Here is a 14,514-nt window from a genome sequence, read left to right on the forward strand (position 1 = left end):
ACATGATCGATCGACGTCAATTCGTTGTTACCCTGGGCGCGGCTGGACTGCTTGCGGCTTGCCAGAGCGGTCCGCCGAAACCTTCGGTGATCACCGTCAACGTGTCCGGCGGGGCCGGCATGAACCCGGGACCAGGGGGCGGCGACCGGCCGGTGACAGTTCTCGTCATGCGGCTCCGCAGCACCGGCAAATTCAATTCCGCCGACTACTTTGCCCTGCAGGGCGATGCCGGCTCGGCGCTGGCAGGCGATCTCATCGGATCCGACCAGCTCGCCGTCGGGCCGGGGAAATCCGCATCCAAGACCATCACCGTCGAACCGGACGCGGCGGCGCTGGGCTTCGTTGCGCTGATCCGTGAGCCGACCGGCAGGAACTGGCGCACGACCAAGTCGGTGTCGTCGGGATCGAAATTCACGATCAATGTCACGCTTGGCAGCGGCGGTATTTCCGCCTAGCGGCCAGGGCAAGGGGAAGCTCGATGCAGAGAGTAGCGGCATGAGCGATGCAAACAGGGTGCTGTGGTCCGAAGGGCTTTTCCTGCGGACCCAGCATTTCCAGCAGCAGGATCGCTTTTTCGAGGCGACGGTGCGCGGCGCGTTGCAAGCCGGACAGTTGCATACGTTCGGCTTTCAACAACTGACGCTGGACCAGGCGTTGCTCGATGCCGGCCAAGTCGCCATCCTGTCGGCTCGCGGCATCTTCCCGGATGGGACACCTTTCGCCATTCCAGAGATGATGGACGCACCGCGACCGTTGCCGGTCACCCCGAACACAGGCGCCGGATCGGTGCTGGTCGCCTTGCCGCTCGAGCCGTCCGGCGGTGTCGGCTTCGATCCCGCACACGCCGCCGCCTCGGGAGCGCGCTACCATGGGCGGATCGTTTCGGTGCGCGACGCCGTCCAGGGCGGTTCGGATCCTGAAGAAATCGAAATCGCCCGTCCACAGGCGCTGCTGCTGGCACCCGGCAAATCGGTTGGCGGCTACACCGCCTTGCCGATCGCCGACCTCAAGGGGGTTCGAGCCGATGGCGGCGTCTCGCTGGACGAGACCTTCCTGCCGCCGACGCTGGTGACCGGCGCGGTCGCCTGGTACCGGCAATTGCTTCAGGAAGTCGTCACTGGACTAGACCAGATCGCCGAGGCGCATGGCAAGATGGTGATGGGCGGACCGGGGCGCAGTGTCGAAGACCTGCTGATGCTCAACCTCGCTAATGCCGCACGGCCGCGGCTAGCCCACATGCTGGCGCAGGACGTCTTCCATCCGGCCGAGCTCTACCTGGAACTTGCCGGGCTCGCCGGTTCGATGGCTACCTACGGATCGAGCGCGCGGCGGCTGGGTGAGTTGCCCGCGTATGATCACATGGCCCCAGGCCCAGCCTACATGGCGCTGGCGGATGCGCTGCGCTCGCTCATCCTCAGCCTGCGCTACATCGAGCCGAAATCGCGGGCGCTGCCGGTCATGCGGCATTCGACCAATGTCTGGAAAATCCGCATCGACAACCCGAAGCTGCTGGTCGCCAGCCGCATCGTCATCCGGGTTGGTTCGGAGCTGTCGGAAGATGCGTTGCGCAAGATCTTCGTCAATCAGGCGACCGTCGGTTCGGCCGACCAGTTCGAGGGCCTGTGGAAATCGCGTTTGCCTGGCATTCCGCTGAAACCGCTGCATTCCCAGCCGCGCGAAATCCCTTACGATGGCGATCGGCTGTGCCTCGAGCTGGACCAGAAAAGCGAGCACTGGGCGTCGCTGCTCGATGCTCCCGGCTTCGTCATCGGCGTTTCGGGCGTGTTGCCGAGCGAGCCGCAGGTGGACTGCTATTCGGTGAACAGGTGACATCATGAGCCGCGATGATCCTTTCGGACTGTCGGAGGATCGCGAACGCACCCGCATAAGGCTGACCGGCGCGCCGATGCCGCGGCCGATGGCGCCGCTGTTGCCGGGCGCGGCGGTAAAGCGGTCTCGAACCCACCCGAACGCGCTCGTCAACGCTTTCGCGCCCTTGCTCGAATTCGCGCCCGAGCTTGAAAGCGCACTGGCGCCGGAGAACCCGGAAGCGTTGCGCACACGATTGCTCGAAGAACTGGTTCGGGCACGCGACACGGCAATGGCGACCGGATCCTCGCTGGAACGGGCCGACCAGGCAGCCTGGGTCGTGGCGGCGTTGCTCGACGATCTCGCTTTGAACACGCCATGGGGCGGGGCCAGCGCCTGGCCTCGGCAGCCGCTTGTGGTCATGCTGCGCGGCGATGTCGATGCCGGCACGCAGTTCTTCACGCGTCTCGACGAACTGGAGCGCCATCCCAACCGCGATCGCGAATTGCTAGAGCTGCAGTATGATTGCATGGCGCTCGGCTTTCGCGGCAAATATCGCGTGCCCGGCCGCTCAGGCGACCGCTCGCTCAACGCCGTACGCGTAGCGGCGGCACGCTTCCTGCGCGATGCCGACGCTGAAGGCGCGCCGCTCTCGCCAAACTGGAAGGGCGTGATCGCGTCCGACGAGCCGCAGCGCTTCATCGTTCCGATCTGGGTCATGGCGCTCGGTGCGGCGGTTGTTGCCACGGCAATCCATATCGGGCTGTCGATGGGACTGAGCAGCCAGGCGGTCGAGCTTTCCGCACTTGTTCGCGCGTTGCCGCCGCCAGCGCGAGGCGACATCAGCCGTACGTCGCCCAAGGTCGATGCCCCGCCGCCGGAGAAAGTGGATTTTGCGCTGCTGCCGGAATTTCAGGCCGGGGCGCCGGCCGATCTCAAATCCGCCCTCAGCGGCACCGAGAGCGTTTCGCTGGCCAAGCTGATCATCCAGGCTTCCAACCCAGAACTGTTCCAGTCGTCGCGGCCGCAACTGACCGAAGGCTTCGAGCCCCTGATCGGGTCGATCGCCAAGGTGATCCTCGCCAATCAGGAGTTGATCGGGAACATCACAGTGGTCGGTCACACGGACAGCGTTCCTCTGCAAAAGACCAATCCGCTGTCGACCAACCAGCGGCTGTCAGAGGCTCGCGCCCAGACGATTGCCGACATGCTGGTCCAGAACGGAGTGCCGCAGGACCGCGTCCATTCCGAGGGCCGCGCCGCCACCGACCCAGTGGCCAACGACAGCACGCGCCAGGGGCGAGCCTTGAACCGCCGCGTCGAGGTGCTTGTCGAAAAGAGGCTGTGAGATGTTCATCCTGCGCTTCCTCTGGGCGGTTCTGACATCGCGCTGGCTGTGGACGCTGATCGGCATCACGCTGCTTTCCCTGGTCATCTGGGTGTTCGGTCCGATCGTCAGGGTCGGTCCTTACGAACCCTTCACTTCCGAAAATGTGCGCATCGTCATCATCGCGCTGCTGGTCATCTTCTGGCTGATCTGGCTGATCGTCGCCCAGCGCCGGGCGATCCGCGCCAACCGCATGTTCGTCGCCGAGATCGCAGCACCCGTGGCGGAAAAGCCGCTCAGCCCCGGCGAAGAGAACGTCGCCGCCGTGGGTGCCAAATTCGCCGAGGTGATGGCCGAACTGAAGCGCCGCAAACTGGGCGGACGCAAGTTCCTGCGCGAAATGCCGTGGTACGTGATCGTCGGGCCGCCGGCCACCGGCAAGACCACGGCCTTGCGGCAGTCCGGCCTGAATTTTCCGATCGACCTCACCGACGATCTGCAAGGGGTCGGCGGCACGCGCAACTGCGACTGGTTCTTTTCCGAGAGCGCGGTTCTGATCGACACCGCCGGCCGCTATGTCCAGCAGGAGAGCCAACCCGACGTCGACGCTGCGGAATGGCTGGGCTTCCTCGACCTTTTGAAGAAGCATCGCGGCCGCCGCGCCCTCAACGGTGTGATCGTCGCGCTTTCGATCGACGTGCTTTCGGAGGGCGACGAAGCGATCAAGGCGCACGGCCGCAAGATCCGCCGCCGATTGGCCGAACTCAACGACCGGCTCGAAATCCGCCTTCCGGTCTATCTGATGCTGACCAAGGCCGATCTGATCAAGGGTTTCGAGGCTTTCTTCGGCGGCTTGTCGACGGCTTCGCGCGAGCAGGTATGGGGAACGACTTTCGCACTGGATACACGTGTGGACGCCAAGACCATCGAACGTGAAATTTCGACGCTGGCGACGGAACTCGAGCGGCGGCTTGTGCCGCGCCTGGAAGACGAGGACAAACTCGCCGCCCGCGCCGAGATCTTCAGGTTTCCTGCCCAGCTGTCCAGCCTGTCCGAACCGATCCAGGTGCTGGTCGAGGCGATGTTCGGCGAAAGCCGGTATGAAGAGGCTGCCTGGCTGCGTGGCCTCTATCTGACATCGGCGACGCAGGAAGGAGCGCCCATCGATCGGCTGACCGCGGCGCTGTCATCGTCCTTCGGCCTGCCGCCACGGCGGGCCCTGCCCGCGCCGAGGGTCGAGAAACGCAGCTTCTTCCTGAAGAACCTGCTCACCGACGTCATATTCAGGGAAGCCGGCCTCGGCACGTTCGATCCGCTGGCGCAGCGCCGCCGCGTCTGGATGTGGCGCGGCGCGGCGGCCGCATGTGCTGCGGCGGCCTTGCTGGCCGGCGGGCTGTTCACCTGGTCCTATTTCGACAACCGCAACGCGATCACGGCCCAGGCAAGCCAGTTCGAGGCACTGCAAACGCCGCTGACCGCAACTGTAGCAAGCCCGGCATCGGTGCAGCAGCCCGCCATCGACGGAGCGCTCGAAGCGATGGACGCGGTCGCAAGCGCCCGGACGGCACCGCCGGGCGCGCCACAGGATCTGCTCGGGCCATCGGCCTCGGCGGAACTGGTGCGGGCTCAGACCGACACGTACGATCACGCCCTGCGCAACGTACTTGAGCCGCACATGGTGGCCCTTCTTGAGGCCACCATGTGGCGGCAGATCCGCGATCCGGATTTCATGCTCGGCGCTCTCAAGACCTATCGCATGATGACGGGTCTGTCGCAGATGGATCCCGACTACGCCCAGAACTGGTGGGTGAACAGCCTGCCCGAATTCGCGGCCGCGGCCCCATTTCCAACCGCCGATGCCGAAGAGCATCAGCTTGCCGCCATTCGCCGCATGACGGTCGACGAAAGCTATATCGAGCCCGACCAGGCCCTGGTTGCCGAAGCGTTAAAAACGGTATGCACGATTTCGTTGCCGGCGCGTGCCTACAAGCAGTTGCTGGCCGATCCGGCGGTGGGCGGTCTCAAGGAGTGGATCCCGGCCAATTTCGCCGGCCCCAACGGAGGCAAGGTGTTTGCGCGGCGTTCCGACAAGACGCTTCGTGTCGGCATTTCCGGAGCATTCACCTATGCAGGCTTCCATGACGCCATTCTCGACCGCATCGAGGATGTGGCGGCACAAGCGGCGCTGGATCGGGCGGTCTTCGCCGGGGGCTGCTCCGAGAACTCCGAGACATCGGTGTCGGCGCTGTCCGAGGATATCCTGAAGCTCTATTACGACGACTATATCGCACAGTGGGACAGCTTCCTGCGCGATATGAGGCTGGCGCCGTTGAGCGACCTCAATGTCGCCAGTGAGAATCTGAAGGATCTTTCCAGCGCCGATTCAGCACTGAAACGCCTGCTCACGGCGGTCGTTCAGGAGACCGAGCTTACCCGGTCCGATGAAGCGCCGGCCGACGACAAGGCGGCAGCCAAGGGCGGCTCGAAACTGCTCGGCAAGCTAGGCAAGCTCGGCAAGATCGTCAAAACGGGGGCAAAGCTGCTTCCACGCGCGGGCTCAGTTGACGAGGTGGATCTAACCGGCAACCTGGTGGCGGAACACTTCAAGCCGCTCAAAGGTGCTATTGCCGAGGTCGACGGCCAGCCGCCAGCACTCGACGCCGCGGTGGTGGCTCTGACGGCGCTGTCCAACGTGTTGCAGACGGTCACGGCCAATCCCGACCCCCAGGATGCCATCAAGAAGCAAGGCGGCCTTGCCGAACTGACGGGGGCGGTTGCCAGGCAAGCGCAAATCCTGCCCGACCCGGTCGACGATTGGCTCGGCGGCGTTGCCGGCGACACCAGCGGGTTGACGCAAAAGGCGGTCACCTCCGAACTCAATGCCATCTGGCGCGCCGACATACTGCCTTTCTGCCAGGCAGCGCTGAACGACCGCTATCCATTCAGTCCGGAAAGTGCGGTGGACGTCAATGTTCGCGACTTCGCCCGCCTGTTCGGACCGGCGGGCCTGATCGATGCCTTCATCAACGACCATTTGATCAGCTACGTAGACACCGCCAGCCAGCCGTGGAAATGGCGTGCCGACTTTGGCCTCGACCCTTCGGCGCTGGCAGCGTTCGAACAGGCCAGGCGGATACGCGACGATCTCTTTCCCGGGGGTACGGGTCCGGTGATGAGCTTCACGCTCGAACCGAAGGACCTGTCCCCGAACGTCACGCGCGTGACGCTCAATCTCGATGGCCAGACCCTCGTCTACTTCAACAACGCGACGCGGCCGCAACCGATGACCTGGCCCGGCAAGGACGGCACCGGGGTCATCTCGCTCGCCTTCCAGCCCATTGATGGCTCACCTGAAATCATGCTCAACGAGACCGGCAGCTGGGCGTGGCTGAGGATGCTGCGCAGCGGCCGATTCACCGGAACCTCGCTGTCCGATGTCTACAGCCTGCGCCTGGGGACGAAAGGCATGTACGCCGATTTCGAGCTCAAGGCCGCCAGCGTCGAAAACCCCTACAACCTCCAGATGTTCAAGAAATTCTCATGTCCGCCGCAGATATGACCTTGCCCGGCTTCTACGGCAAAATGCCCGCCACCGGCGATTTCGTAACGCGCCGGCTGTCGGGCGACTTTGTTCGCAGCTGGGACCGCTGGCTGGCGCAGCATCTCGTCCCGCTGTTCGGCTCGGAATTCTGGCCAGGCGCTACCACGCTGCGCTTCCTGGCTGGCCCGGCTTCCTTCGGGGCATCGGCAGGCATCATCCTGCAGAGTGCCGACAGAGTTGGCAGGCAATTCCCTTTGACCGTCGTCGCGCAGCTTGCTGAAGCCCCGGTTCGGCTGGCCGACGCCGAGGCGTGGTTTGCCGGGATCGAAGAGGCGGCGATCGCGGCCCAGAATGGCGAATTGACGCCCGACGAACTGGATGCAGCGCTCGCCGGACTGCCGGTGCCGCCTGTCGGGCCGGGCGAGGAGGTCATCAGCGATATGGTGATGTGGACAGCCCGTTCGGACATTTTCGACATCGATCCGCAATCGCCGCAAGTGGCATTGGAGCAGATTTTCGCGGCCAATTGGGAGACCGGCTGATGCATATCTGGAACCAGATGGGCTATCCGCACCAATTCACCATGGGCATGGACAAGGCCGGCCATGAGTGGATTGTCGTGGTCGTCAAAGGCACGTTCGACTTCCCCGCCAAGCCGGGCGGACTGGTGCAAAAATCGGCGGAACAGATGCCGCTTGTGATGGCCGACACACAAACCGGCGTGCCTGGCTACTCAGCCACGCTGTGGGAGACGGACTTCGCCTTCCGCAAACCGCGCTGCGACGTGATCGCCAATGGCTGCGCCTATGCGCCGGGCGGACGACCAGCCGAGCGCGTGCCCGTCGGCATCAAGGTTGGCAATTGGTCAAAACTTTTCGAGGTCGTCGGCCACCGCGAATGGCGCTCAATCGGCCCGGTCTTTACAGCCACGTCGCCGCAGCCCTTCCTGAAACTCCCCATCTCCTACGACGTTGCTTGGGGCGGCGTCGACAGGCTGGACGCGGAGGACAAGCTCCCCGCCAGCTACAAATACAACCCGGTCGGAACCGGCTGGTCCCGGACCAAGAACCAGCGCCTCATCCCCGGCCTGCGGCTACCGAACACGCAAGCTGTCGGCGAAGACATCCGCTCTCCCTTCGGTGACTACAAGCCGATGAGCTTTGGCCCGATGGGCCGCGGCTGGCCGGGCCGGATCGAGTATGGCGGCACCTACGACCAGAATTGGATCGACAATGTCTTCCCTTTCCTGCCGCAGGATTTCGACGAGCGCTACTTTCAGATGGCGCCGCCCGACCAGCAGATCGATTCTCCTCGCGGCGCTGAAGAGGTCCAGTTGGTCAACCTGACGCCCGAAGGCCGCGTGAGCTTCCGCTTGCCGAAAAGTACGCTGCCTATCACCTTGTTCAAAGGGCAAGTAAAAGCCCTGGAGACCGACCTTCTCCCCGACACGGTCTTGTTCGACCCGGAGAACCGCCGCTTCTCGCTGGTCTGGCGCGTCTCGCAGCGGATCTACCGCACGATCCTCGACTTCACCGAGTGCTGGGTTGGCCCGCCAACGGAGTCGATGCTGCGCGCCCGCGCTGCCGGCCGGGATTATGTACGCGCCGATGGAACCGCGCCCATAGATGAGGTCGAAGACGCATGAACGCGGCCATCGACATCGCCTCGATCGGCATGGTGACCGCGGTCGGTCTGGACGCACCATCCGCGTGTGCGGCGATGCGTGCGAGGCTTGACGGCTTCCAGGAGACACGTTTCGTCGGATCTGGCACCGATTTGCTGATCGGCGCGCCGGTGCCGCTGCCGCGCAGCTGGATCGGCGAGAAGCGCATGGCCCACCTCGCCGCCGGCGCAATCTGCGAAGCTTTCGAAAGCATCCCGCAGGCGCGCGGCCAGACCGCGCTCATCCTTTGCCTTGCGGAAAAGGACCGCCCCGGAAATCCTACTGGCGACAGCGCGCGCCTGCTTCGCAGCATAGCCGAGATTGTCGAAATCGAGCCTCGTATGCGCTCTCGTGTCGTCGCGCATGGCCGTCCTTCCGGACATGTAGCACTCGATCAGGCACGCAGAATGATCGTCTCGGGCGAAGCACCCTATGTCATGATCGCAGGCGTCGACAGCTACCTGACTGCCCCGGCGATCGCCTACTATCTTGGCGAAAATCGCCTGCTTACGACAGACAATCCAAACGGCTTCATTCCGGGCGAGGCCGCCTCTGCTATTTTGTGCACACAGTCGCAGCGCGGCGGCTTTCGCCTCTTCGGACTTGGCTTGTCGTCCGAGCAGGCATCGATCTATAACGTCGAGGATCTGCCGCTGCGTGGCGATGGCATGACCTCCGCCTATAGCATGGCCTTCAAAGAAACCGGCATCGAGATGAACCGGCTTGGCTATCGCATCGCCGACCTCATCGGCGAGCAATACTGGTTCAAGCAGACCGCGCTCGCAAGTCTGCGGCTGCTGCGGGGCAGGCATGACTTCCAAGATCTCTGGTCGCCAGGTGAATCTCTTGGCAACATCGGTGCTGCCGCCGTTCCGCTGATGATCGGCATGGCGTTCACCGCGGCGCGCAAAGGTTACGCCGCAGGAACCCCGGTGCTGATCGAGGCATCCAACGATGCGGGTGCTTGCGGCGCGGCAATTCTTGCTGTGAGGGCCGCCTGATGACGGTCTACGCGAACAGCCTCGAAGTTGCCTGCAAGGCGCAGTCCAACAAGGTGATTGCAGCTTTTCCGGACGTCTGCTTCACACCGCCGGAAAACCCGGCAACACCGCCTGGCATACCCATCCCCTACCCGTCCTTCGGTCTTGATTCCGACACTGACAACGGCACTGGCACCGTCAAGATCGGCGGCGAGAACATCACGCAGAAGAACAAATCTTACTACACCAAGACCAGCGGCACCGAGGCCGGCTGCGCGGCAAAAAAGGGCGTCATAACGTCGGTCAATACCGGAAAGGAATATGCAGTCGCCTGGTCAAGCGACGTGAAGGCTGATGGCGAACCTGTCAGCCGCATGACTGATGTATCCACCAACAATCATGCCTCTCCAACCGGCAACGCCCCGCCTTGGCCGAAGATTGGAAAACTGAAGGTCGGAAGGGCCTCCTGCGCCTCCATCCTAGCAAAGCTCGGCATGAAGGTGCACCGTTATGGCGATGCCAGCAAGGAATGTGCGTCGAACCAACAGTCAGACCATATCCTGCAGAACGCCTGTTTCCAGAATTCGCGCGGCGGTCAGGCGATCGCCACGACGCCGAGCTACACTATGAACGACGCGCCCTGCGTCTGTATTGAAGACGCCACCGATCCCAATACGGAACACGGCCGCAAGACGGCGGCGCAAGGTGAATGGGCGAAAGCGCAGCGTGCAAAGGGCACGAACCCGACCTACGAGGAAGTGCGCGAAGCCAACATGGAAGCGATGAAAAAGGCCAAGAACATCCCCGATGGTCCGAGAGGCAAGGAGCACCCTGCCATCGAATGCCTGAGGATGATATGTGACATCCATTTCCAGGCGATGATGAGCGGGCCGGAAAGCAAGAAACCCAGCACTCAAGCGCGTGCGCCCGCTACCGGCAAGTTTAAGCCGACGGTCACTAGTACCGTCCGCAGACGCTAAAGGAGATTAACGTGGCTGACTACAGCGTGACGGTGAACGGCGTGGTTGTCGCGGATGATGGAACCATCTTTTCCGCGGTCGCATATTACGACGGTGAGAGCTTCTACTCCTTCGTCATCTCGGAATCGGATGTGTCCAGTGACGACAATGAGTCTGAACGAATTTACGAAAAACCCTGCTGGTTCACGGATATATGGCGCTCTAAGTCCGGCCGCATCCTTGTCTGCGACGACAATGGCGCTGTCCATGCGGGCTCGGGCACCGATTGGGCGGGAAGCCAGGTCTCATCTCGTCCTTTGAACACCGTCTGGGGATTTGACGACAACACTATTTACTGCGGCGGAGCCGAGGGCGTCGTCTACCATTGGGACGGCGCGCGGTGGTCCACCTTCAGCCCGGGTCTCGGAAATACAATCCTGTGCATCGCCGGTACGGCGCCGAACGACCTCTACGTGTCGGGCGAAGGATCATTGTTTTGGCATTATGACGGCCAGCAGTGGTCGCAAATTCAGCTGCCGACCAATGCCATTCTGGTCGGCCTGTTGGCGCTGTCTTCCACCGACGTCCTGGTTTCCGGTAGTGCCGGGACCCTGTTTCGCGGTTCCGGTCTTGCCTGGACAGATGTCTCGCAAAGCGGCCGAGATTTCTACAAAATGGCCCTTTACCGGAAATCCATCTACATCGCCGGCGGCGGACAAGGCGTATTCACATTTGACGGCACAGCGGTATCGAAACTTAAGGACGGCTTTCCGGTCTATCGGCTATCCACCAACGGGTCGTACTTGACACTGGCAGGCGGAAACTCCGCAATCAGATATGACGGCTCGAACTGGCTTGGCCCCGACTATACCTAACAGTCCGGAATTACAGTTCGGGCTGCTCCGGTTGCCCTGCGCACGCGTTAACTTCGCTTCGCGGCCAGATAGGACCTCACTTGTCCAAGGTCCAGATCCACGATACGCGGCGTCTCAATGACCGACAGCATGCGCACGACGAACAATTCACCCTGTTCGGGGTACTCGGCATAGCGTTCTCGCGCAATCTCGCGTCCGACATCGCCTGCCACCCGTAGCCCATCGAGATGCGCCTCCAGCCGCTCGACGAGCCGGGCAAGGCGCTCCTCGTCCATGTCCGGATTCTTGCCCGGATTGAGCAGGTTGTAGTCGTAGATTGTCCACAGGAACGCTGCCATCTCTGCGTGCTGACGGACGATTTCGCGAAGAACGGGCACCGACATCAGTTCAAATTGACCGAGCCGCCGCGAATGCGGTTCGCCGCGCTGGCGTGACTTGTCACATACGTACCGCGAATCGTGATGCGACCATCCTTCTCCATGATGATGGTCGCCTTGCCGCAGCGAAGCTCAATGCGTTCGTCACCGGTGATCCGCACCTGCTCCCCGTCGCGGACGATTTGCGGTGCCGAAGTCCGGCGTGCCGGCTCGACAATGCGGCCGACAACGAGTGGCCGCCCGGGATCGCCATCCTGAAACAGCAACGCCACCTCGGCACCGATCATATCCGAAGTGAGTTCGGCAAGACTGCGCGCCGGAATCGCGGTCTCCTTCGGGTTTCCGGGAAAGACGACAAGCGGAGCGTCTTCGCCAAAGCCCAGGAATATGCCGATCACGACACCTTCGATCCGCTCCTTGACCCGTCCCATCGTCAACCTCAGTTCTGCTTTATCTCCGAGCCCTTCATGATGATGTCGCTCGAAGCTTTCACATTGATCTTGCCTGAACCGTTCACGGAAATATCCTTTCCGGTGATGGAAATCGTGCCATCCTTCTTCATCGCGATCGCCGCAGAACCGCACGTGATGGTAATGGCATCGCCCGCTTCGATGACCAAGGTCTTGCCTACCTTGATCGCGCCATCTTCGCCGACCTCAACAAGGCTGCCCTTTGCGATCTTGAGCGCGCGCGAACCGCCTACATCGGTTGCATCATCCTCGGCGATCTTGGCATCTCGCCCCTTGCCTATCTGCGAAGCATGAGCGCCGCCGATCTTGAAATTCTGATCGGCACCAATCTGGACCGACTGATTCGCAGCGATATTCCAGCTATCCGCTGCACCGATATCGTGGCTCTGCGCAGCACCCACAGTGACCGACCGTGTCGCACCGATTGTATTCGCTTGCGGGCCACCCACGGTTCGGGTTTCGGATGCCCCGACCGAATCGACCCGGGCCGCGCCAACGCTCACCGTCTGGACGATCGCCACGGTCTGCGTGTGATTGGCACCGATGGTTTCGGTCGAGTTCGAGCCGATGCCGATCGTCTCATTCGACCCCACCGTCAGCGAGCGATTGACGCCCACCGTCTCGGTGTCGTTGTTGCCGATATTCGTGGTCTGGTCGACGCCGACCTTGACCGTCTTGTTGTTGCCGACGTCCTCGTCGAGGTTGTGGCCGACGGAATGCTTGGCGTCGTGGTCGATGCGGTCGGACTGGTCGTGCTGGACAAGCTTGGTGCGGTCGTGCTTGATCAAAAGGTTGTGGTCCTTCTGCGCCTGGAAGTTAACCAGTTCGGAGCCGGCCTTGTCCTCGAACATCAGCTCGTTGTAGCCGCCGCCGCCTTTCGAGGAATTGGATTTCCAGCCCGACTGCGTTGCGTTGCCCGGCAAGCCGTAGGGCGGCATCTGCGAGGCGTTGTAGACCCTGCCGGTGATGATCGGCAGATCAGGGTCGCCTTCGAGGAAGTCGACGATCACCTCCTGGCCGATTCGCGGTATCTGGATGAAGCCCCAGCCGCTGCCGGCCCAGGTCTGCGAAACACGGACGAAGCAGGAACTGTTTTCGTTCTTCTTGCCCAGGCGGTCCCAGTGGAACTGCACCTTCACCCGCGCATATTTGTCGGTGAATATCTCCTCGCCGGAAGGGCCGACCACCGTCGCCGTCTGCGGCCCGCGCATGATGGGCCGCGGCGTGATCCGCGGAGCGCGATAGGGCAAGGCAGTCGGCGCGACACCCAGTACGACCTTGTAATTCTCGCTATGGGCTTCGTTCTGGGTTCTGTAGCCCGGATCGAACAACCTGTATTCCGCGCTGACAACCAGATACTCCTGGTTCTGGTCATCGCGCGGAAAGCTTTCCAGCTTGAACGTACAGCCGGAATGGAGGCCGCGCACGGTTCCGACCGCGGTGATGCGCTGGTGCACGGCCTGAAGCTCCTCGCGCCGGATACCGGCCAGGGTGTCGCCGCGCCCGACATCGAGATGCGCCCCAGGCTGGCGATAGTTCTCGCCGGAGGCTTCCTTGTGGCCGAACGGCTGGGCGGACTTCGCCATCAAATCGGCGCCGGGCTTCTGGAAATCATAGTCGGTATGGGCATAGGCCCCCGGCCGCACCGAACTGCCCGGAATCCATTCGGTGATATATTCGACGTCGCGCCGCGAGCCCTGTCCCTCGAAATTATAGGGTATCTTCTCGTAGCCCGGCGCCGGCTTCAGCTTGCTCATCGCATCGCACAGGACGAGCGTGTGCTTGCCCTCGTCATGCTCGAAGAAATAGAAGATGCCTTCGTGCTCAAGCAGGCGCTGCACAAAATCCAGATCGCTCTCGTCGTACTGGACGCAATATTCGCGCGAGGGGTACGACCCTTGCAGCCGCTTCTCGAATTTCGCCGTACCGTATTTCGAGAAGATCTTCTCGACGATCTCGACAGCTGTCATGTTCTGAAAGATCCGGCAATCGGTGGTGTTGCCGAGAAACCAGAGCCACGGCCTGACGACCGCTTCGTAGTAGGCCAGTCGATCCTCGATGCGGGTCAGGCGAAACTCGGACACAAGGCCGCTGAACCAACGTTTCGGATCGGATTCACCTTCAACCGAAACGACACCCCCAAGCATCTTCAGCGGATCGATATCGGCGCTGGGGCTGACGAACCCTACCGTATAGGCCAAACAACGGCTGATCTCATCGCGCCCGACAAGATGCGTGAAGGTCAACAGCTCGGCGCCAACAGGTGTCTGCACAACCGTGGCACGTTCGTTCGGCATGGGTCGTGCCCCTCCTGGACGCGGCCGCCAGCGTGGTGGATCTAAAGTTCCCGCTCTATTAACAAGATCACGCCCAGGAACTTTTTGATCCGCCACACAAGGCCATGTTGAGCCTACCACATGTTGTCCGGCAGACCAAAGAGGACGGGGGCGACTGAACCCTGCCTGTCAATGCATCGGTCGAAACGCTACTGTCCTGTTGTGCGCGCAAACTGC

Annotated in this window: 12 protein-coding genes; 9 read left to right on the forward strand and 3 right to left on the reverse strand. The window is 62.3% G+C overall.

From position 1 onward, the window contains the following. Window positions 1–2: 2 nt before the first annotated feature. The 9 genes from tssJ to EOA13_RS27285 are packed head-to-tail and all read left to right on the forward strand — an operon-like array spanning window position 3 to window position 11,154. Window positions 3–455, forward strand: coding sequence for a type VI secretion system lipoprotein TssJ (gene tssJ / locus EOA13_RS27245; protein ID WP_127296678.1), 453 nt, complete (start codon window positions 3–5; stop codon window positions 453–455). 40 nt (window positions 456–495) lie between these two features. Beyond that, a complete protein-coding gene (gene tssK / locus EOA13_RS27250) occupies window positions 496–1,830 on the forward strand; it encodes a type VI secretion system baseplate subunit TssK (RefSeq protein WP_127296679.1) in 1,335 nt (444 codons plus the stop codon). Between the two features lie 4 nt (window positions 1,831–1,834). Beyond that, window positions 1,835–3,157, forward strand: a complete 1,323-nt coding sequence (icmH, locus tag EOA13_RS27255; RefSeq protein WP_127296680.1) for a type IVB secretion system protein IcmH/DotU — start codon at window positions 1,835–1,837, stop codon at window positions 3,155–3,157. A gap of 1 nt (window position 3,158) precedes the next feature. Next, the gene (gene tssM / locus EOA13_RS27260; protein ID WP_127296681.1) at window positions 3,159–6,695 is read left to right on the forward strand and encodes a type VI secretion system membrane subunit TssM; all 3,537 of its coding nucleotides are present in this window, start codon (window positions 3,159–3,161) and stop codon (window positions 6,693–6,695) included. Beyond that, window positions 6,677–7,219 carry a type VI secretion system-associated protein TagF gene (tagF, locus tag EOA13_RS27265; RefSeq protein WP_245490493.1) on the forward strand — a complete coding sequence of 181 codons (543 nt, stop codon included), beginning with the start codon at window positions 6,677–6,679 and terminating at the stop codon, window positions 7,217–7,219. Before tssM ends, tagF begins: the two co-directional genes overlap by 19 nt. After that, complete coding sequence (locus EOA13_RS27270; RefSeq protein ID WP_127296682.1) at window positions 7,219–8,322, forward strand: DUF2169 domain-containing protein; 1,104 nt, start codon at window positions 7,219–7,221, stop codon at window positions 8,320–8,322. Before tagF ends, EOA13_RS27270 begins: the two co-directional genes overlap by 1 nt. Beyond that, a complete protein-coding gene (locus tag EOA13_RS27275) occupies window positions 8,319–9,341 on the forward strand; it encodes a 3-oxoacyl-ACP synthase (protein WP_127296683.1) in 1,023 nt (340 codons plus the stop codon). The genes EOA13_RS27270 and EOA13_RS27275 overlap by 4 nt, the downstream gene beginning before the upstream one ends. Beyond that, window positions 9,341–10,300 (forward strand): DUF4150 domain-containing protein, encoded by a 960-nt coding sequence (locus tag EOA13_RS27280; protein WP_127296684.1) that lies wholly within the window; start codon window positions 9,341–9,343, stop codon window positions 10,298–10,300. Before EOA13_RS27275 ends, EOA13_RS27280 begins: the two co-directional genes overlap by 1 nt. An 11-nt stretch (window positions 10,301–10,311) precedes the next feature. Continuing rightward, window positions 10,312–11,154: a hypothetical protein gene (locus EOA13_RS27285; RefSeq protein ID WP_127296685.1), complete on the forward strand. Its 843-nt coding sequence runs from the start codon at window positions 10,312–10,314 to the stop codon at window positions 11,152–11,154. 47 nt (window positions 11,155–11,201) lie between these two features. Here EOA13_RS27285 and EOA13_RS27290 read toward each other — a convergent pair whose 3' ends face one another. The 3 genes from EOA13_RS27290 to tssI are packed head-to-tail and all read right to left on the reverse strand — an operon-like array spanning window position 11,202 to window position 14,298. After that, entirely contained in the window at window positions 11,202–11,540 is a 339-nt protein-coding gene (locus EOA13_RS27290; RefSeq protein WP_127296686.1) for a hypothetical protein, read from the reverse strand. Next, window positions 11,537–11,962, reverse strand: a complete 426-nt coding sequence (locus EOA13_RS27295) for a DUF6484 domain-containing protein (RefSeq protein WP_127296687.1) — start codon at window positions 11,960–11,962, stop codon at window positions 11,537–11,539. Before EOA13_RS27295 ends, EOA13_RS27290 begins: the two co-directional genes overlap by 4 nt. Window positions 11,963–11,970: 8 nt before the next feature. Then, entirely contained in the window at window positions 11,971–14,298 is a 2,328-nt protein-coding gene (gene tssI, locus EOA13_RS27300) for a type VI secretion system tip protein TssI/VgrG (protein ID WP_127296688.1), read from the reverse strand. Window positions 14,299–14,514 lie beyond the last annotated feature (216 nt).

This window comes from Mesorhizobium sp. M7A.F.Ca.US.011.01.1.1 (assembly GCF_003998295.1).
GTDB lineage: Bacteria > Pseudomonadota > Alphaproteobacteria > Rhizobiales > Rhizobiaceae > Mesorhizobium.